The sequence below is a fragment of the Sphingopyxis sp. NFH-91 genome (genome assembly GCF_021401285.1).
GTDB classification, from domain to species: domain Bacteria; phylum Pseudomonadota; class Alphaproteobacteria; order Sphingomonadales; family Sphingomonadaceae; genus Sphingopyxis; species Sphingopyxis terrae_A.
In genome coordinates this window covers 149,397-166,619 of sequence record NZ_JACBGA010000001.1, presented here as the reverse complement: position 1 = coordinate 166,619, position 17,223 = coordinate 149,397, and the positions used below count along the sequence as shown (strand labels likewise).

At 65.5% G+C, this 17,223-nt stretch carries 22 protein-coding genes; 10 read left to right on the top strand and 12 right to left on the bottom strand.

Features of this window, described 5'->3' with window-relative positions:
- Window positions 1–6 precede the first annotated feature (6 nt).
- The 10 genes from L0963_RS00830 to L0963_RS00785 are packed head-to-tail and all read left to right on the top strand — an operon-like array spanning window position 7 to window position 6,977.
- Window positions 7–624, top strand: a complete 618-nt coding sequence (locus L0963_RS00830; protein WP_062901632.1) for a flagellar basal body-associated FliL family protein — start codon at window positions 7–9, stop codon at window positions 622–624.
- Window positions 621–1,550 (top strand): flagellar motor switch protein FliM, encoded by a 930-nt coding sequence (locus L0963_RS00825; protein WP_062901631.1) that lies wholly within the window; start codon window positions 621–623, stop codon window positions 1,548–1,550. The genes L0963_RS00830 and L0963_RS00825 overlap by 4 nt, the downstream gene beginning before the upstream one ends.
- Entirely contained in the window at window positions 1,543–1,881 is a 339-nt protein-coding gene (gene fliN / locus L0963_RS00820; protein WP_003041437.1) for a flagellar motor switch protein FliN, read from the top strand. Before L0963_RS00825 ends, fliN begins: the two co-directional genes overlap by 8 nt.
- Window positions 1,881–2,159, top strand: coding sequence for a flagellar biosynthetic protein FliO (locus tag L0963_RS00815; protein WP_003041439.1), 279 nt, complete (start codon window positions 1,881–1,883; stop codon window positions 2,157–2,159). The genes fliN and L0963_RS00815 overlap by 1 nt, the downstream gene beginning before the upstream one ends.
- Complete coding sequence (fliP, locus tag L0963_RS00810; protein WP_062766124.1) at window positions 2,149–2,934, top strand: flagellar type III secretion system pore protein FliP; 786 nt, start codon at window positions 2,149–2,151, stop codon at window positions 2,932–2,934. The genes L0963_RS00815 and fliP overlap by 11 nt, the downstream gene beginning before the upstream one ends.
- A 4-nt stretch (window positions 2,935–2,938) precedes the next feature.
- Entirely contained in the window at window positions 2,939–3,208 is a 270-nt protein-coding gene (locus tag L0963_RS00805) for a flagellar biosynthetic protein FliQ (protein WP_058812234.1), read from the top strand.
- Window positions 3,209–3,215: 7 nt separating this feature from the next.
- Window positions 3,216–3,995: a flagellar biosynthetic protein FliR gene (fliR, locus tag L0963_RS00800; protein WP_003041447.1), complete on the top strand. Its 780-nt coding sequence runs from the start codon at window positions 3,216–3,218 to the stop codon at window positions 3,993–3,995.
- A 2-nt stretch (window positions 3,996–3,997) separates the two neighbouring features.
- Window positions 3,998–5,137 carry a flagellar type III secretion system protein FlhB gene (gene flhB, locus L0963_RS00795; protein ID WP_062901630.1) on the top strand — a complete coding sequence of 380 codons (1,140 nt, stop codon included), beginning with the start codon at window positions 3,998–4,000 and terminating at the stop codon, window positions 5,135–5,137.
- Between the two features lie 56 nt (window positions 5,138–5,193).
- Entirely contained in the window at window positions 5,194–6,576 is a 1,383-nt protein-coding gene (gene fliD / locus L0963_RS00790; protein ID WP_062901629.1) for a flagellar filament capping protein FliD, read from the top strand.
- Window positions 6,577–6,587: 11 nt separating this feature from the next.
- Window positions 6,588–6,977 (top strand): flagellar export chaperone FliS, encoded by a 390-nt coding sequence (locus L0963_RS00785; RefSeq protein WP_062766132.1) that lies wholly within the window; start codon window positions 6,588–6,590, stop codon window positions 6,975–6,977.
- Window positions 6,978–7,129: 152 nt separating this feature from the next.
- Here the strand turns inward: L0963_RS00785 and L0963_RS00780 are convergent, their stop codons facing one another.
- From L0963_RS00780 to L0963_RS00725, 12 genes are all read right to left on the bottom strand, one after another.
- Window positions 7,130–8,200, bottom strand: a complete 1,071-nt coding sequence (locus L0963_RS00780; RefSeq protein ID WP_120694154.1) for a sigma-54 interaction domain-containing protein — start codon at window positions 8,198–8,200, stop codon at window positions 7,130–7,132.
- Window positions 8,201–8,379: 179 nt separating this feature from the next.
- Window positions 8,380–9,240, bottom strand: coding sequence for a flagellar motor protein MotB (locus tag L0963_RS00775; RefSeq protein WP_062901628.1), 861 nt, complete (start codon window positions 9,238–9,240; stop codon window positions 8,380–8,382).
- The gene (motA, locus tag L0963_RS00770; RefSeq protein WP_003041465.1) at window positions 9,240–10,103 is read right to left on the bottom strand and encodes a flagellar motor stator protein MotA; all 864 of its coding nucleotides are present in this window, start codon (window positions 10,101–10,103) and stop codon (window positions 9,240–9,242) included. Before motA ends, L0963_RS00775 begins: the two co-directional genes overlap by 1 nt.
- Window positions 10,104–10,196: 93 nt before the next feature.
- Entirely contained in the window at window positions 10,197–11,027 is an 831-nt protein-coding gene (locus tag L0963_RS00765) for a flagellin N-terminal helical domain-containing protein (protein ID WP_062901627.1), read from the bottom strand.
- A gap of 39 nt (window positions 11,028–11,066) precedes the next feature.
- Window positions 11,067–12,395: a flagellar hook-associated protein FlgK gene (gene flgK, locus L0963_RS00760; protein ID WP_062766134.1), complete on the bottom strand. Its 1,329-nt coding sequence runs from the start codon at window positions 12,393–12,395 to the stop codon at window positions 11,067–11,069.
- Complete coding sequence (locus tag L0963_RS00755) at window positions 12,392–12,685, bottom strand: rod-binding protein (protein WP_082819888.1); 294 nt, start codon at window positions 12,683–12,685, stop codon at window positions 12,392–12,394. Before L0963_RS00755 ends, flgK begins: the two co-directional genes overlap by 4 nt.
- On the bottom strand, window positions 12,682–13,794 hold the full coding sequence (locus L0963_RS00750) for a flagellar basal body P-ring protein FlgI (RefSeq protein WP_062901626.1): 1,113 nt from the start codon (window positions 13,792–13,794) through the stop codon (window positions 12,682–12,684). The genes L0963_RS00755 and L0963_RS00750 overlap by 4 nt, the downstream gene beginning before the upstream one ends.
- Window positions 13,795–13,817: 23 nt before the next feature.
- A complete protein-coding gene (locus L0963_RS00745; RefSeq protein ID WP_062901625.1) occupies window positions 13,818–14,501 on the bottom strand; it encodes a flagellar basal body L-ring protein FlgH in 684 nt (227 codons plus the stop codon).
- Window positions 14,482–15,270, bottom strand: coding sequence for a flagellar basal-body rod protein FlgG (flgG, locus tag L0963_RS00740; RefSeq protein ID WP_062901624.1), 789 nt, complete (start codon window positions 15,268–15,270; stop codon window positions 14,482–14,484). Before flgG ends, L0963_RS00745 begins: the two co-directional genes overlap by 20 nt.
- Before the next feature lie 12 nt (window positions 15,271–15,282).
- Window positions 15,283–16,026 carry a flagellar basal-body rod protein FlgF gene (gene flgF, locus L0963_RS00735; protein ID WP_062901623.1) on the bottom strand — a complete coding sequence of 248 codons (744 nt, stop codon included), beginning with the start codon at window positions 16,024–16,026 and terminating at the stop codon, window positions 15,283–15,285.
- A 32-nt stretch (window positions 16,027–16,058) separates the two neighbouring features.
- Window positions 16,059–16,889: a flagellar hook-basal body complex protein gene (locus L0963_RS00730; RefSeq protein WP_003041489.1), complete on the bottom strand. Its 831-nt coding sequence runs from the start codon at window positions 16,887–16,889 to the stop codon at window positions 16,059–16,061.
- A gap of 4 nt (window positions 16,890–16,893) precedes the next feature.
- Entirely contained in the window at window positions 16,894–17,220 is a 327-nt protein-coding gene (locus L0963_RS00725; protein ID WP_003041492.1) for a flagellar hook assembly protein FlgD, read from the bottom strand.
- Window positions 17,221–17,223 lie beyond the last annotated feature (3 nt).

Genomic DNA, 17,223 nt, shown 5'->3' with positions numbered 1-17,223 from the left:
GACGAGATGAGCAAGGACAAGGCCCCCGAAGCAGCGCCCAAGAAGGGCGGCAAGATGAAGAAGCTGCTGGTGGTCGGCGTCGGCGGAACCGCGCTGATCGGCGCCGGCGCGGGCGCGGGCATCTATCTGGGTGGCGGCCTCGGCGAGCATAAGGCGACGCCGCAGGACAATTACCCCAAGTTGGTCGAGCGCAGCGAAAAGGAAGAAGCGGCCTCGGGCGAGGGCGGCGAAGGCGGCGGCGCGCCGCCGCTGAAGGTCGGCACCGTCTCCGTTCCCAACGATCATTACAAGGTCGATCCCCGCAAATATGAGATCACCTATTATCCGATCGAACAGCCCTTCACGACCAATCTGGCCGACGGATCGGGCTTTCTTCAGGTCGGGATCAGCCTGTCGACCTATTATGACGGCAAGCTGATCACCAACATCAAGCGGCAGGAGGTGCCGATCCGGTCGGCCGTCCTGATGACGCTTGCCGAACAGGATCCGGCGCTGCTTTCGACGTCGCAGGGCAAACAGCGGCTTCAACGCCAGTTGACCAATGCGATTAACCAAGTACTGCGCGACAAGGAGGGGTTCGGGGGCATCGACAATGTCTATTTCACAAGCTTGGTGATTCAGTGACGCTAAACGCCAAACCCGTAGCGGCCGCAGACGCCGCGGCGCGGCAGGAGGCCGACGCGCAGGCGTCGCTGCTGCTCCGCCGGTCGGAGGGCAGCTATGCCTTTCCGCTGCTCGACGCCGTGAGCAACCAGTTCGCGCGCAGCCTGCGCGATCTGGTGCGCGCTCTCGGCGCGCCGCTCGTGCAGATCGAGCGCGCGCCCGCCGAAGCGATGCGCTTTGCCGACTGGTGCGCCGTCGTCGAACCGGCGATTTTCTGGCGCTATCACGCGCCGCCGCTCAAGGGGCCGGTGCTGATCACCGGCGGCCGCGCGCTTGTCCTCCAGCTCGTCGACATCTTTTACGGCGGCAAGGGTCAGCCCGCGGGCGAGCGCGAGGATCTGACCGACGCCGAAGAACGCTTTGCCGCGCGCCTCGGCCGCGACATGGGGTTGCAGCTCGCCGCCGCGTGGCGCGACAAGCACCCGATCGATCCCGAACTCGATTTCGTCACCACCGAAAGCGCCAAGCTCGCCGCGGTGCGCGCCGACGACGAACTGCTCGTCCAGCGCTTCACGCTGCGCGGCGCGCCTTTCGATGGCAAGACCGTAATGTGCGCTTATCCGCAGGCGGCGCTGCGCGGAATCGCGGGGGCCGAACCGGTGCCCGAAATGCGCGACCTGCCGCAGACCGATCCCGTCTGGTCGAACGCGCTCAACAAGGCACTCAAGGACGTCCGCCTGCCCGTGCGTTCGGTCCTCGCGCGTCCCGAGATCAGCCTTGTCAAACTTCTGTCGCTCGAAGTCGGCGACATCATCCCCATCACCATGCCGCGCCAGGTGCCGGTGACCGTCGCCGGACGCAAATTCGCGCTCGGCAGCATCGGCGAAGCCAATGGCAACGCCGCCATCATGATCGATCAAATCGAAAAAGGACCGGACAATGACTGACCTCAGCGACGCGCCCGCAGCGCCGCAGCGCGACCGCCGCGAAGGCAAGACGATTGCCGCCGCCCCCAATTTCGACCTGCTCGCCGGCGTTTCGCTGCGTGTCTCGGTCGAGGTCGGATCGACTTCGATGACGCTCGCCGAGCTGCTCACGATGACCGAAGGCAGCGTGATCGAACTCGACCGCGCGGCGACCGACCTGCTGGACATCTATGCCAATGGCACGCTGATCGCGAAGGGCGAGATCGTCAGCGTCGAGGGCCGCTACGGTATCCAGGTCGCCGAAGTCGTCGCGCCCGACCGCGGCATCGCCGGCTTCGACCGGAGGGCCTGATGCTCGAATATATCCTGCGCCTGCTGATCCTGCTGCCGATCGTCGGCGGCATGGCCTGGGGCAGCCTGTGGCTGTGGAAGCGCGTCCAGATGGGCGTGCCGCTGGGCGGCGGCGCGAAACAGGATCGGCCGGTCGACCTTGTCGGCGTGCTCCCCCTCGGTCCGGGGTCGAAGCTCGCGGTGGTCGAATTTGCCGGGCAACAGATTTTGATCGCGGTATCGCGCAACGGCATCACGCGCCTTGCCGACAACAGCCAGGGCGATTTTCATGTCGACTGACGCCGCCCCGGCGCGCAGCCGCTGGCTGCGCCGCGCGGCGGTTGCCGGCGGCATCGCGCTGTTCGTCGCCGCGGCGCCCGCGGCGCATGCGCAGGCGGCGGACGGACTGACCCGCGCGGTCGGCGAAATCGGCGGCGACGGCCGCCCATTGAGCCTGTCGCTGCAGATCCTCCTGCTGATGAGCCTGCTGACGGTGCTGCCGTCGCTGCTCCTGATGATGACCAGCTTCACCCGCATCATCATCGTGCTGTCGATCCTGCGCCACGCACTCGGCCTGCAACAGACGCCGCCCAACCAGGTACTCGTCGGGCTCAGCCTCTTCCTGTCGCTATTCGTGATGCAGCCGGTGCTCAGCGAGGTGAACCGCGTCGCGATCACCCCTTATGGTCAGGAACAGATCGACATCGGCGAGGCGGTCGTCCGGTCGGGCGACGCGCTCCACGGCTTCATGATGAAGCAGACGCGCAAGACCGACCTGATGATGTTCGCCAAGATCGCCAAGGCGCCCGAATATGCGAGCCCGAAGGACGTCCCCTTTTCGATCCTGCTGCCCGCCTTCGTCACCAGCGAACTCAAGACCGCCTTCCAGATCGGCTTCCTGATCTTTCTGCCCTTTCTCGTCATCGACCTGATCGTCGCCTCGGCGCTCATGTCGCTCGGCATGATGATGCTGTCGCCGACGGTCATATCGATGCCGTTCAAGCTGCTGCTCTTCGTCCTCGTCGACGGCTGGGCGCTGACGATGGGGTCGCTCGCCTCATCGTTCGGGACATAGGGCGATGGAGGCCGATTATTTCATCGGTGTCGCACAGCAGGCGCTTTGGATTCTCGCGCTCGCCTCGGCGCCCATCCTGATTCCGGTGCTCGTCATCGGCGTGCTGCTTGGCATGGTCCAGGCGGCGACCTCGATCAACGAACAGACGCTCAGCTTCGTACCAAAGCTCATCATCACCGCCATCTGTCTGGCGATCTTCGGCAGCAGTATCCTGGTCCTGCTTACCGATTTCACCCGCGACCTGTTCGCCCAGATACCCAATCTGGTCCGATAGGGCCGCGATGAACCCGGCCGATATCCCGAATATCGAGGCGATGCTCCAGCTCTGGATGCTGGGGATGATCCGCCCCGGCGCCGCCTTTTTGGCCGCGCCGGTGTTCGGGGCGACCAACGTGCCGGTGCAGCTGCGCCTCGTTATCGCGCTCGCGGTCGGCGTTCCCGCGGTCGCGGCGTCGGGGCTCCATCTGCCGCCCGAAGGGCTCGTGTCCTTCACCGGCCTGCTTCTCGTCGCGGGCGAGGTCGTGATCGGCCTCGCGATCGGCTTCGTGCTCCAAATGGGTCTCGCCGCGGCACTGCTCGCGGGCGAGGCGATCAGCAACGCGATGGGCCTCGGCTTTGCGGCGATGGTCGATCCGATGAGCGGACAGATGAGCTCGGCGGTCGGCCAGTTCCTCTCGATGCTGGCCACCGCGCTGTTTTTGGCGGCGAACGGCCATCTGCTGCTCATCGAGATCATCGTGCAGAGCTATAATGCGCTGCCGCCGGGCAACGCCTTTCCCTCCTATGGCGCGATCGAAGGCATCTTGCGCTTCGGCAGCCTGATGTTCGCGGCGGGGCTGACCATCGCCCTGCCTGTCGGCTTCGTGCTGATCATGGTCCAGATGGTGATGGGCGTCATCGGGCGCTCGGCTCCGGCGATGAACCTGTTCGCCGTCGGCCTGCCGGCGACGCTGCTTGCCGGGGTCATCCTGCTCGGCATCGCGACCCCCGCAATGGCCGAGGCGATCGCCCGCTTCCTCTCCGACGCGCTCGACATGGCGCGCCTGCTCGCGGGGGGCTGACGATGGCCGAACAGTCGGACAAGGACCAGAAAACCGAACAGCCAACCCCGAAAAAGCGCGCCGATGCCGCACGCGAGGGCGATGTGCTGATGTCGCGCGAACTTGCGACCGCGCTGATGATGCTCGCGGGTGCCGGCTGGCTTTTTGCTGCGGGCGGCTGGCTCGTTCAGTCAGCGGGCGACCTCATGAAACGCGGCCTGACGCTCAACGCCGACGATGTCGCGCATTTTGCGCCGGGCGAAGCAGTGATGCGCAACGGGGTCGAGATTCTGCTGCCGCTCGGCAGCCTGTTCGCGCTCGCCTTCGTCGCCGCGATCGCCGCGCCCGCGATGCTCGGTTCGCTCGGCTGGCGCGGCAAGGCGCTCAATTTCAAGGGTAACCGCATCAATCCGCTGAACGGCCTCAAGCGCATCTTCGGGCCGCAGGGGTTGATCGAACTGGTCAAGTCGATCGCCAAGGTTCTGCTGCTGGGAACGATCGGCTATTGGCTGATCGCGGTCAATCTGCCCGCGATCATGACCATGGCGTCGACCGACCTCAATGCGGCGATCGGGCTCGCAGGCAGCGCCATCGGCCATTCGATGCTCGCTATGGCGGGCGGGCTGGTGGTGATCGCGCTGATCGACGTTCCCGCCCAATGGTATCAGCGCAACCGGCGGCTGATGATGACCAAGCAGGAAGTCAAAGAGGAGATGCGCCAGTCGGACGGCGCTCCCGAGCTCAAGCAGGCGCAGCGCCAGCGGGCGCATGAAATATTGAGCGGGTCGGCACGCAAGGCGGTGACCGACGCGACGGTCGTGCTCACCAACCCGACGCATTTCTCGGTCGCGCTGCGCTATCGCCCGGGCGTCGATGCGGCGCCGGTCGTCGTCGCCCGCGGGCGGGGCGATGTCGCGCTGGCAATCCGCGAGCTTGCCCGCGGCGCCGACATCCCGATCCTGGAATATCCGCAACTCGCCCGCGCCATCTATTTCACCGTGCGCGCCGGGCGGACGATCCCCGAAGAATTGTTCATCGCGGTCGCCACGATCCTGGCCTTCGTGTTCCAGCTCGAACGCGCGGTTGCCGAAGGACGCAGCCAGCCCGATGTCGAGATTCCGGTATCGCACCAATTCGATCCCGACGGGCGCCGGCAGGGCTGATTTCGCGCTTAATGTCGCGCGCGTGCGGCCGTTAAGAAGAGCGAAGGATATTTGCCATGGCTCTCACTTCCATTGCCAGTTCGCTCGGCGCCGGGTCGGGGATCGACATTCCCAAGCTTGTCGATGATCTTGCGGCTGCCTCGCGCGAGCCCAAGGTTACGCGGCTCTCGACGCTGGCGCAGCAGAATCAGGCGCGGATCAGCGCCGTATCGCAGGCGCGATCGAACCTTGAAGGCTTTGCCGATTCGCTGGCGCAGATGGTGTCCGACGGCACCTTGCGCAGTACGCCGACGGTTTCGGACGAAAGCGTGATTTCGGCAACGACGCGCGCCGGTATCAACGCCGACAGCTTCTCGGCGACGGTGGTCGTCGACCAGCTTGCCCGGGCGCAGACCGCCTATTCGGCGGTGGTCGCCGACAAGACGGCGGCGATCGGGACCGGCACGATGACGCTCAGCGTCGGCGGCACCGACCATGTGATTACAATCGACGGCACGAACAACAGCCTCGAAGGGCTGGCAAAAGCGATCAACGCCAGCGGCAGCGGCGTATCGGCCTCGATCGTGTCCGACACTGGCGGCAGCCGGATCGTGCTCAAGGGCGCGACGGGAGCGGCGAACAGCTTCACGCTGACTGCCGACGCGGGCGCCGATCCGGCGCTCGCGGCGTTCGGCTATGGTGCGGGCGGCGGCATGACGCTGGGCCAATCGGCGACCGATGCCCAATTCACGATCGACGGCGTGGCCTATAGCCGCAGTTCCAATATCGTCGACGACGTGATTCCCGGCATGTCGCTCACGCTTAAAAAGGCATCGCCAGGCCAGGAGGTGGATGTAGGGGCAAGTCGCCCGCTCGATATGATCCGGCAGACGGTGAAGGATTTTGTCGACGTCTACAACCAGCTCAAGAAGAGCATCACCGATGCCGCCGCGATGTCGGGTGACACGCGCGGCCTGCGCGAGCTCGAGGGCCAGCTGCGCGGCATGATGTCGCAAACACTGACCAGCAGCGGCACCTATACGACGCTCGCCGACATCGGCATCTACACGAACAAGGACGGCCTGCTTGCCGTCGATCAAACCCGGCTGGAAACCGCCCTGACGACCGACGCCGGCGCGGTCGAAGCATTGTTCAATCCGCCGCGCGATGGCGCGCATACCGACGTCAGCGATCCGGGCATCGCCGGTGTGCTTGACGCTCTGCGCGACAAGGCCGTGGGGACAGGCGGTGTGATCGATCGCGTCACCAGGACGCTCGATGCCAAGAGCAAGGATCTTGCCGACGAGCTCGACAAGGTCAACGAGCGCGAAGACGCCTATCGCGCGCGGCTGGAGAAAAAATACAGCACGCTCGACGCAAAGCTGGCAGCCTTCAAGGCGACCCAGGCCTATCTGGAACAGCAGATCCAGATGTGGAACAACCAGAACAGCAATAACTAAGGGTTTTCGCCGTGCCTGCCACCGCCTCGATCGTCCGCGCCACCGGCACCTACCGCCGGCTGCAGCAGGAAAGCCGTGCCGAGGGCGCCGACCCGGTCGAGCTCGTCGCCATGCTCTATGACGAGCTCGAAACGGCCGTTGGCGTGCTCGGATCGATGGCGCGGCAGGGACAGCGCGTCTCCGCCACCGACCCCGCGCACCGCGCGCGCGCGATCCTGATCGGACTCGACGCCAATCTCGATCATAGCGCGGGCGGCGATGTCGCCGCGGCGCTGTCGCGCGTCTATCGCAGTATGCGCCGCAAGCTCGATGAGGCGATCGCCGCCAATCGCGAAGACGGTTTTGCCGAGGTACTCGACGGCATCCGTACGATTGCCGAGGCTTGGCGCCAGCTTCGCTGACGCGCCCGCGTCGTCTCTTCATTATCGATCGGTAAAAAAGGGTTCGGCACCGGCCGCGGCCCGCGCCGTCGCTATAAGTGGGGACAAGCGACGACTGGGGTGGGGTGCGACCGGTGCCGAATTCAGCGGCGCCGAAACTGGTGGGGTAGTTTTCAGGCGGCCTGCTGCTGAACTCCATATTTGCGCATCTTTTCGATCAGCGTCGTGCGCTTGAGCGACAGGAGGCGGGCAGCCTCCGAAATGATGCCGTCGGCAAGGTCGAGCGCGACGTGAATCTGTTCCAGTTCGATCGTCTCGATCTCGCGCTTGAGGTCGATCGGCTGACCCGGCGCGGGCTTTTTCGCCTGCGCGCCGGCGGCCGCCGGGATGTCCAGCCCGCCGGCTGGTACCGCGACCGTACCCGTGGGGAGGATCGGCCGCGGTGCCAGCGCTGCGGTGGGGTTCAAAAGCATCGCGACATCGTCGCAGCCGAGCGTTTCTCCGCCGAACAGGACGCTGGCACGCTCGACGAAGTTACGCAGTTCGCGGACATTGCCCGGCCAGCGATGCTGCATCAGCATCGCGATCGCAGCGTCATCATAGCGGCACTTGGCGTCGGCCGGCATCTTGCGCTGGAAATGGCGGATCAGCGCGGGAATATCCTCGACGCGGCTTGCGAGACTCGGCACCTGCAGGACGACGACGCCCAGGCGGAAGAAAAGATCTTCGCGGAATTTGCCCTCGGCGATCGCCGCGCCCAGATCCTGGTGCGTGGCCGAAATGACGCGGACATCGACCGGGCGGACCTCGCTGCTGCCGACGCGAACGATGGTGCGTTCCTCGAGCACGCGGAGCAGCTTGACCTGCATGTCGAAGCGCATGTCGCCGATTTCGTCGAGGAAGAGCGTACCGCCGCTGGCGACTTCGAAATGACCGATACGGCGCGCCGTGGCGCCAGTGAACGAGCCCTTTTCGTGACCGAAAAGTTCGGATTCGATGAGTTCGCTGGGGATAGCACCGCAGTTGATTGCGGCGAAGGCCTTGCCAGCGCGGACGCCTTCGTCGTGGATGGCGCGGGCAACCAGTTCCTTGCCCGATCCCGATGGACCGCACAGCATGACCGAGGCGTTCGATCGCGCCACCCGGCGGATCATCTCGCGCAGCTGGCTGACCGCCGGGCTGTTGCCGATGATCAGCGCTTCGAGCGCTGCGTTATTGCCCTTGTTCTGCCCCACCTCAGTCATTTTCGTCTCCATGGCGCCCCCCATGGCGCCTTTCCGATGAGCCGAGAGATTGAGGAAAATGGTAAACGAAAGATTATCCAGACTATTACAACCCATTGAAAATAAAGCGTTATTGCCAATATGGTAGCAATGGTGGCGCAATTGCGCTGTTAAGGATTTATCTTACTGCCAATCTGGCACTAATATTTGGCCGCGCTGCCCCAGCCGAGCGTGATCGAAATGCGCCGGTTGCGCGGGTCGAAGCGATTCGACGGGACATAGGGTTCGCGATCGGCGACCCCTTCAATGCGCGAGAAGCGGTTTGAATCGATCCCGCGGAACTGGAGATAGTTGCGCACCACCTCCGCCCGGTCGACCGACAGCCGCCAGTTGTTGGTGCCCGCGCCTGCCGACCAGGGTGCCGCATCAGTGTGACCGCGGATCATCAGCTGGTTCGGCACGCCCCCGATCGCCTCGGCCACTTCCTGGAACAGCCGCACGCCTTCAGGGGTGAGCTGGCTCGTTCCCATCGTGAACATCGAGAAGTCGGCATCGTCGACGACGTCGATGCGCATGCCGTCGATGGTCTGGGTAAAGCGCAGGTTGCGCGCGAGGCGGCGCAGATCACCCTTGCGCTGGACGCGCTCGGCGAGCGATTTCGCGACCTGCTGGAACTTCTTGGTTTCCTGTTCGCGGCCCGAAGCCTCTTTGGGTCCGCCGACAACGTCGCGCGGGATCGTGATCGACCGCGTTCCCGTCTGCCCGGCGCGATGCGGATAATTGTCGGCCGAAACGATCGAATCGCCGCCGAACATGCCGTTGGACCCGGCGCTTTCCTGCTTGGTCTGGACGATCGTCGGCGCGAAATAGTCGGCAAGCGCCTTGCGCTGCTTTTCGGTGGTGGCGCCGAGCAGCCACATGAGCAGGAAGAAGGCCATCATCGCGGTCACGAAGTCGGCATAGGCGACCTTCCACGCACCGCCATGGTGGCCGCCATGGCCCCCCTCGATCACCTTTTTGACGATGATCGGCCGCGGCGGCGTGTTGGGACGCGCGGCCATCAGCGGCCCCGCATTCCGTCAAAGACCTCGGCGAAGCTCGGCTGGTTCGAATGTTCGACACCCGAACGCGCTGCTTCGATGACGAGCGGCTGCGGGTGGCCGTGGAGCGATGCGATGATGAGCTGCTTCACCGTGTGATAGATGGCGCCGTCGCTTTCGATCACGCTTTTCGCGCGCGTCGCGAACGGGCCGACGAGCCCGTAGGCGAGCAACACGCCGAGGAAGGTGCCGACGAGCGCCGAACCGATCATTCCGCCCAGAATTTCCGGCGGCTTGTCGATCGAGCCCATCGTCTTCACCACGCCAAGCACCGCCGCGACGATGCCGAGCGCGGGGAGCGCGTCGGCGAGATTCTGCAAGCCGTCGGCCGGCTTCATCGCGTGGTGGTGGTGGTTCTTCACCGCATTGTCCATCACGTCCTCGACCGCGTGCGGATCGAGCGTTCCCGACGACACGACGACCAGGCGCAACGTATCGCAGATCAGGTGGACGAGCGTGCTGTCCTTGAGCAGCCTGGGATATTGCTGGAAGATGGGGGAGCTTTTGGGGTCTTCGATATGCGGTTCGACCGCGACCGGGCCTTCGGTGCGCATCATCTTCATCAGCGAGGACACGAGCAGGATGACGTCGAGATAATCCTGCTTCTTGTACTGCGGCCCCTTGAACACCTTGCCGAGCCCGCCGGCGAGCGCCTTCAGGTCGGCGCCCGAATTGCCGATGATCAGCGATCCGACTGCGGCGCCGCCGATGATGAGCATTTCGTGCGGCAGCGCGTGCATGACGGGACCAAGATTGCCGCCCGTCAGCGCAAAACCCCCGAACACCAGCAGGATCAGTACGACGATGCCGATTACGGGAAACATGCGCGCTCAACTCCATCCGGACCCGCCCGGGGTCCGCCTAAACAGGGACGTCTCTTATGCTTAACGGCAGCGGCGCCGGAAACTTGAGGCCGCTCAGCTCAAAAGATCGAACAAACTCTGCCGGTTGATCTTGGCAAAGGCCGCCTGCGCGGCGCCGAGCGTCAAATCGGCAGCGTTGAGCTGCGCGATCGCAACCGAAAGATCGGTATCCTCGACCGACGAGCGTTCATCGGCCAGCGTCACGCCGCGCGCCGCAAGACTGTCGCCGATCCGCTCGAGGCGGCCGGCGCCGAGGCCTATGGCCGCGTTCTGGTCTGCGGTGTGGTTGATTGCGGTGTCGAGAGCGGTCATCGCCCCACCCATCGCCGTCTTGTCGCCTGCCGCCACCGCGGCCGCGGCATCGCGGACGAAAGTCGACAGGCTCGTCCCGCTGACGGCCAGGGCATCGGCCGCAGATGGCACCGGGACGAATACCGTGTCCGAATCGAACCGCATTGCGCGCGCATTGCCGGTTGCGAAAAGCGGTTCGCCGTTCGCATCGCGCGTCGCGGCCAGCCCGTCGATCTGGTCGGCAATCGCGCTCAATTCCGCGGCGATCGTCGCGCGATCCGCCGGACTCGCGGTGCCGCTCGCCGCATTGAGCGTGAGTTCCCGAGCGCGGGTGAGCAGATCGCTCGTCGATTGCAGAACACCGTCGGCCTGCGCAGCGAGCGCCTTGCCGGTGTTGATGTTGGTCGCCCAGGTGTCCATCGCCGCCTGGGTCTTGCCGATCGTCGCGATCCGTTTCGACGCCACGACATCGTCGGACATGCGCTGGAGCCGCTTGCCGGTCGAAACCTGGATCTGCAGCTTTTCGATCTGTTCGGCGAGCTTTGACTGGCGCGCGATCTCGCGCGTCATGCGGTTGCCGGTGGCGTTAATCATCGTTCTGCCCCTTGTGGCTCATGGCCCCAAATCCTTCGCCTACACCGCGTTCAGCAGCGCCTGCATCGTGTCGCGCGCGACCTGGATCGTGCGCGCCGCCGCCGAATAGGCTTGCTGGAAACGCAGCAGATCGGCCGCCTCGCGGTCGAGATCGATTTCGCTGACCGCGCTGCGTGCCGCCGAGGCGGCGTCGCGGCGGGTCGTCGCAGCGGCGTCCTGCGCGCGCGCCGATGCGGTCGCCTGCGCCTGCGTCGCCATATGCGCCGCCCAGGCGCTTTCGGGATCGTTCGACCCGCGCATCCCGCCGATCGCAAGCATATTGCCGTTGCTGCTCGTCGCATCGGCCGCCGCGACCTGTGCGGTCGTCAACGGCGCCGCGGCCAGTGTCGCAGCGCTGCCGACGCCAGCGAACAGCGGCTGGCCCGGATTGCCATTGGCATCGACGCCCGCCTGGTGCGCGGCATTGACCTGGTTCGCGAACTGCGCCGACATGGTGTCGAGCCCTGCGCGCTGGTCAGCGACATGGTTCGCCGCCTCAGCCAGTCCGGCGAGCGAGCCCGTCGCGGTCGTGAACGGCGATCCGCCGATACTGTAGGACAGCCGGCCGTCGGCCGCAGCGCTGACCGAAATCGGCGTCACGACGCCGCCGCCGACCAGCGTATCGCCGGTCGCCGTTGCGGTCAGCGTCACCGCGCCATGGCTGTCGAAACTCGCGGTGACGCCGGCCTGCGTCGAAAGCTCGTCGAGCAACCGGTCGCGCTCGTCGAGCAGCGATGCCTCGTTGGTCGATCCCGGGCGCGCCTTGCGCAGCCCGATGTTGATCTGTTCGAGGGCGTTCAAATTGGTGTTGAAGCTATCGACTTCGCCCGCCGCGGCGCTCGAAATCCCGTCGGCCATGCTCGAAAGCTGGCCCGCCGCGGTGCGGAAGCCCGACGCGACATCGTCGACCGATTGCAGAAACTGCGCCCGCAGCGTCGGGTTCGACGGATCGGCGGTGAGCAGATCGGCAGTGTTGAACAGCTTGCCCAGCCCGGTCGCGATCCCGTTCGAATCGTCGCTCATTGCGGCCTCGACCTTGTTCATCCAGTCGAGTTTGGTCGCCGAGCGCTCGGCGTCGCCCGACGAAATGCGCGAATCCTGAATGAGCCACTGGTCGACCGAGCGCGTCACGCCCTGGATCGCCACGCCGCCCGGCTTGATCGAACTGCGATAGAGCGGCATGTTGCTCGCCGCCTGATTCTCGACCAGTTCAAGTGTACGCCGCGCATAGCCGGGCGTCTGCGCGTTGGCGATATTGTCGCCGATCGTCGACAGCGCGCGCGAATAGGCGCGCAGGCCGCTGGCGCCGATATTGAGAAGGTCGCTCACTGCGCGCCTCCGACCCGGGCGCGGAACTGCGCCTCGACCATGTCGGCGATGCCGAACTGGCGCATTGAGGCAATGCTGTCCGCGGTCTTGGCGTCGGCCATTTCGCGGAAATTGTCAGTCGCACTCGATCCGAAGATGTCGTCGCCCAGCTTGGCCTGCCGCATCGACGAGAGGAGTTGACGCAGGATGACTGCCTCGAAGGATTCGGCCGCCTTGCGCAGTCCGCCGTCGCCGCTGCCGGGGGCGGCGCTGGCGGCGGGGGCGCCGATCGAAGAAAGAGGTGTCGTCATATGATCACCAGTTCCGCAGTGAGCGCGCCGGCCTGGCTCAGCGCCTCGAGGATGGCGACAAGGTCGCCGGGAGGAACGCCCATGCGATTGATCGCATCGACGAGCTCGGAAAGCGATGCGGTGGGCTTCACCATCATCACCGGACGATATTCCTGGTCGACGCCGATCTCGCTCGACTGTTCGACCGTCGTTTCCCCGCGGCTGAACGGTGCAGGCTGCACCACCGTGGGCGATTCCTTGACCGAGACGGAGAGCTTGCCCTGCGTCACCGCCGCGGTGCCGACCCGAACCGCACCGTTGATAACGACCGTTCCGGTGCGCGCATTAACAATGACTCTGGCGGGCGGTTCGGCGCGGATAACCTCGAGATTCTCGATTCGGGACATCAGGCGCATGCGATCGTCGCCGCTGCCGCCGGCGCGAATCGAGATGCTCGCACCATCGAGCATCGTCGCCGCACCCGGCCCGACCGCACGGTTGATCGCATCGGTTACGCGCTGCGCGTTGGTCGCATCGAACTGGTGGAGGTTGAAGGTCAGCTGGTCGCCATAGGCAAATCCCGTATCGACCGCGCGCTCGACTGTCGCGCCGCCGGCGATCCGTCCGCTCGACGGCACATTGACCGTCAGCTTGGAACCGTCGGCGGCGTCGACCCCCAGACCGCCGATGACGAGGTTGCCCTGCGCCATCGCGTAAATCTGTCCGTCCGCGCCATAGAGCGGCGCAAGCACCAGCGTGCCGCCGCGCAGGCTCTTGGCCTTGCCGATCGCCGACACGGTGATGTCGAGCCGTTGACCAGGCTTGGAAAAGGGCGGAAGTTCGGCGGTGACCATCACCGCAGCCGCATTTTTGAGCGCCGGGTTAACCCCTGCAGGAAGCGTCATGCCAAAGCGCGACATTGCGCCCTTCATCCCTAGCGTCGAATAATCGAGGCTGTCGTCGCCCGTTCCGGCGAGGCCCACGACGATGCCATAGCCGGTAAGCTGGTTGGCGCGCAGGCCCTGGAACTGGCCCATGTCCTTGATCCGCTCGGCCGACGCCGGCGCCGCGAAGGCGAAGCCCGCGATCAGCAGGAGGAAGAGGGCGAGAAGGGTGGGACGCTTGGTCACGGCACTATCCTTTAAAAAGGCGTTCAGAAGGGGCTGATGATCGAGAAGAAACGCTGCAGCCAGCCCTGCTTGCTGGCGCGGGCGATCTCGCCCTTGCCGACGTAGCGGATCGTCGCGTTGGCGACGCGGGTCGACAGGACGCGGTTGTCGGGGCCGATGTCGATCGGCCGCACGAGGCCAGAGATCTGGACGCGCTCGTCGCCGCGATTGAGCGTCAGCAGCTTTTCGCCGCGCACCAGCATCATCCCGTTGGGATAGACTTCGGCGACGGTGACGCTGATCTCGCCCGACAGCGCGTTCGACTGGGCGGCATCGCCCTTGCCCTTGAACTGCTGGTCGCCGCTCGCGCCGATGTCGCTGGGCGAAAAGAGCGACAGGGGACCGGTCGATGGCGGGGTCAGGCCGATGCTGCCGCCGCGCTGCGTCGTCGCGCTGTTGCTCTTGGTCGCCGCGGTGCGTTCGACGAGCTGGATCGTGACGATGTCGCCGACCCGGCCGGCGCGGCCACCCGAGGTGAGCGGCGTATAGCCCCCTTGGAAGATTGCACCGTTGGGCGTCGGCGGCGGCGCGGGATCGACGGGCATCGCGACGGCAAAGGCGTCGGGTGCAAGCTTGTCCTTCGCCTGCGCAGCGCCCGGTGCCAGCGTGCCGAAGGGCAGCAGCAGCGCCGATGCGAGGAGCAGGGCCTTAGAGCGTTTGCGTGGCATTTTTCATCATCTCGTCGGTGGCCTGGATCATCTTCGAATTGACTTCGTAGGCGCGCTGCGTCTCGATCATGTCGACCAGTTCCTCGACGACATTGACGTTCGATCCTTCGAGCATGCCCGACCGCAGGATGCCGCGGCCCTCCTCGCCTGCAGCGCCGACCTGCGGTGCGCCCGAAGCGGCGGTTTCGACGAGCATATTGTCGCCGATCGCCTGCAGGCCCGACGGATTGACGAAGCGCGCGATTTCGATGCGGCCGAGCTCGGTTGCCTCGGCCTGGCCGGGAACGGTCGCCGAGACGGTGCCGTCGGCTCCGACCGACACGCCGGTCGCGCCTTCAGGAACCTGGATGTTGGGCTGCAGCGGCTTGCCGTCGGGCGTGACGATCGTGCCATCGGCCGACATGGTGAAATTGCCGGCGCGGGTATAGCCGGTGCGGCCGTCGGGCAGCAGCACCTGAAAGAAGCCGGCGCCTTCGATCGCCATGTCGAGCCCGTTGCCCGTGGCGTTGAGCGAACCCTGCGTATCGATGCGCGCGGTGCCACCCAGTTCGACGCCGGTGCCGAGGTTGAGGCCGGTCGCGTAGCGGTTTTCCGACGACGACGGCGCACCCGGCTGGGTCATCATCTGATAGCCCAGCGTTTCGAAATTGGCGCGGTCGCGCTTGAAGCCCGTGGTGTTCACGTTGGCGAGGTTGTTCGCGATCACCTGCATCCGGAAGCCCTGGGCATCCAGACCGGTCCGCGCGACGTGCAAGGCACCGAAGCTCATTGTCTATTCTCCTTAACGGGGGAGCTGCATCAGGTTCGCGGTCGCGCTGTCCATGTCGCGCGCGTCGCTGATGAGCTTGAGTTGCGAATCCCAGCTGCGGCTCGCCTCGATCATCTCGACGAGAGCGCTGGTGGCGGCGACGTTCGATCCCTCGAGCGACCGCGTGACGACGCGCGCTTCGGGATCGTCGGGCAGGATGCCGCCGCCCTTGACGCGGAAAAGATTGTCGAGCCCCTTGACGATGTCCGATCCCGCGGGGGTCGTCAGACGCAGTCGGTCGACTTCCTGCGGGTTCTGCGGATCGCCGCCCGTGGGCACGACCCAGATGCGCCCTTCGCTGTCGATGCTGACCTTGTCGGCGGGCGGAATGGTCACCGGGCCCTGCGCCCCCTGGACGGGGTGGCCGTCGCCGGTGGTGAGCAGCCCGCTCGCCGAAACCTGCAGATCGCCGCGGCGCGTATAGGCTTCTTCGCCATTTTCGGCCTGCACGACGAGAAGCGCGTCGCCGGTCACCGCGACGTCGAGGTCGCGGCCGGTGGCGAATACCGCACCGGCGCGCATGTCGGCGCCGATCACTTCCTCCGACGACATGGCACGGGCATTGACGCCGCTGCCCTGAAGCCAGAGCGACTGCGCCTCCGCCATGTCGCCGCGAAAGCCGGGCGTCTGAGCATTGGCAAGATTGTTGGCGATCGCCGTCTGCCGGGCCTGGCTGCCCCGCATCGCGGTGAGGCTGGTGTAGATGAGACGGTCCATCTTCTGGCTCCCGGCAGACGGCTAATCGGAAATTACGAACGCATGTTGATCAGGGTCTGCGTCAGCGTCGACGCGCCCTCGATCGCTTTCGCGTTCGCCTGGAAGTTGCGCTGGGCGGCGATCAGCAGCACCAGCTCTTCGGTGATGTCGACGTTCGAGCGTTCGAGCGCGCCCGAGCGGATCGTACCCATCGGGCCGTTGGTCGCGGCGTCGATCGTCGGCTGGCCGCTTTCGCCCGTCGACTGGTAATGCGCGTCGCCGACGGGGCGCAGCCCTTCCATCGAGGGGAAGCTCGCCATCGCGACCTTGCCGAGCACCTGGCCCTCGCCATTGGCGAAGGTCGCGGTCACAAGGCCGTCGAGGCCGACCGACACATTGACCAGCGCCGAGGTCGGATCCGACGGCGCGCCCGCGGGGAGCACGAAGTCGGTCATGCCGGCAAGCGTGCGGTCGGTGACATTGCCCGACGCATCTACCGGGAGCAGCTGCAGCTTCTGGCCGGTGGTGTCCACGATATGGCCGTCATCAGTCGGGGTGAAGGCGCCGTTGCGGGTGTAGGTCACCTGCTCGCGCGGCGGCTCGCCCTTGACGACGAACATGCCTTCGCCCGCGATCGCGAGATCGAGCGTCTTTTCGCTCGCCTCGAGCGTACCCTGCGTGAACTGCTGGATGATGCCGTTCAGGCGCTGGCCCTGACCTGCGACCATGCGCGTCGACTGGGTCGGCGACGAGGCGAACAGATCGCCGAACTGGGCGCGGCTGCGCTTGAAGCCCGTCGAGCTGGCGTTGGCGATATTGTTCGAGATGACCGACATGTCGGTCTGGGCACCCTTGAGGCCCGAAAGCGAAGTATAGAATGACATGGACTTATCCTTCCTGCGTGGTCGATTGAGTGGCTGCGGCGGCCGCCGCGGCGGCGTCCTGAGCGGTCTTGATGTCCTGAAGCAGCGCGGTCTGCGCCGTGAGCTGGTCCGAGATCGTCTTCAGCGTCGTGTTGGTTTCGGTGACGCCGGCCAGGCTCGAGAATTGCGCCATCTGCGCAACCATCTGCTGGTTGTCGACGGGGTTGAACGGGTCCTGCTGCGACAGCTGAGCGGTCATCAGCCGCAGGAAATCCTGCTGGCCGAGCTGGGTGCCGCTGTTCTTCGGCACCACCGTGATATTGCTTCCGTTAACGGCAGAGGTGGTCGTCATGGC

What these genes read in the sequence shown, in the direction of transcription:
- L0963_RS00830 (WP_062901632.1), top strand. Translation starts at nt 7, where the DNA reads ATGAGCAAGGACAAGGCCCCCGAAGCAGCGCCCAAGAAGGGCGGCAAG.
- fliN (WP_003041437.1), top strand. Translation starts at nt 1,543, where the DNA reads ATGACTGACCTCAGCGACGCGCCCGCAGCGCCGCAGCGCGACCGCCGC.
- L0963_RS00815 (WP_003041439.1), top strand. Translation starts at nt 1,881, where the DNA reads ATGCTCGAATATATCCTGCGCCTGCTGATCCTGCTGCCGATCGTCGGC.
- fliP (WP_062766124.1), top strand. Translation starts at nt 2,149, where the DNA reads ATGTCGACTGACGCCGCCCCGGCGCGCAGCCGCTGGCTGCGCCGCGCG.
- L0963_RS00805 (WP_058812234.1), top strand. Translation starts at nt 2,939, where the DNA reads ATGGAGGCCGATTATTTCATCGGTGTCGCACAGCAGGCGCTTTGGATT.
- fliR (WP_003041447.1), top strand. Translation starts at nt 3,216, where the DNA reads ATGAACCCGGCCGATATCCCGAATATCGAGGCGATGCTCCAGCTCTGG.
- flhB (WP_062901630.1), top strand. Translation starts at nt 3,998, where the DNA reads ATGGCCGAACAGTCGGACAAGGACCAGAAAACCGAACAGCCAACCCCG.
- fliD (WP_062901629.1), top strand. Translation starts at nt 5,194, where the DNA reads ATGGCTCTCACTTCCATTGCCAGTTCGCTCGGCGCCGGGTCGGGGATC.
- L0963_RS00780 (WP_120694154.1), bottom strand. Translation starts at nt 8,200, where the DNA reads ATGACTGAGGTGGGGCAGAACAAGGGCAATAACGCAGCGCTCGAAGCG.
- L0963_RS00775 (WP_062901628.1), bottom strand. Translation starts at nt 9,240, where the DNA reads ATGGCCGCGCGTCCCAACACGCCGCCGCGGCCGATCATCGTCAAAAAG.
- motA (WP_003041465.1), bottom strand. Translation starts at nt 10,103, where the DNA reads ATGTTTCCCGTAATCGGCATCGTCGTACTGATCCTGCTGGTGTTCGGG.
- L0963_RS00765 (WP_062901627.1), bottom strand. Translation starts at nt 11,027, where the DNA reads ATGATTAACGCCACCGGCAACCGCATGACGCGCGAGATCGCGCGCCAG.
- L0963_RS00755 (WP_082819888.1), bottom strand. Translation starts at nt 12,685, where the DNA reads ATGACGACACCTCTTTCTTCGATCGGCGCCCCCGCCGCCAGCGCCGCC.
- L0963_RS00745 (WP_062901625.1), bottom strand. Translation starts at nt 14,501, where the DNA reads ATGCCACGCAAACGCTCTAAGGCCCTGCTCCTCGCATCGGCGCTGCTG.
- flgG (WP_062901624.1), bottom strand. Translation starts at nt 15,270, where the DNA reads ATGAGCTTCGGTGCCTTGCACGTCGCGCGGACCGGTCTGGATGCCCAG.
- flgF (WP_062901623.1), bottom strand. Translation starts at nt 16,026, where the DNA reads ATGGACCGTCTCATCTACACCAGCCTCACCGCGATGCGGGGCAGCCAG.
- L0963_RS00730 (WP_003041489.1), bottom strand. Translation starts at nt 16,889, where the DNA reads ATGTCATTCTATACTTCGCTTTCGGGCCTCAAGGGTGCCCAGACCGAC.
- L0963_RS00725 (WP_003041492.1), bottom strand. Translation starts at nt 17,220, where the DNA reads ATGACGACCACCTCTGCCGTTAACGGAAGCAATATCACGGTGGTGCCG.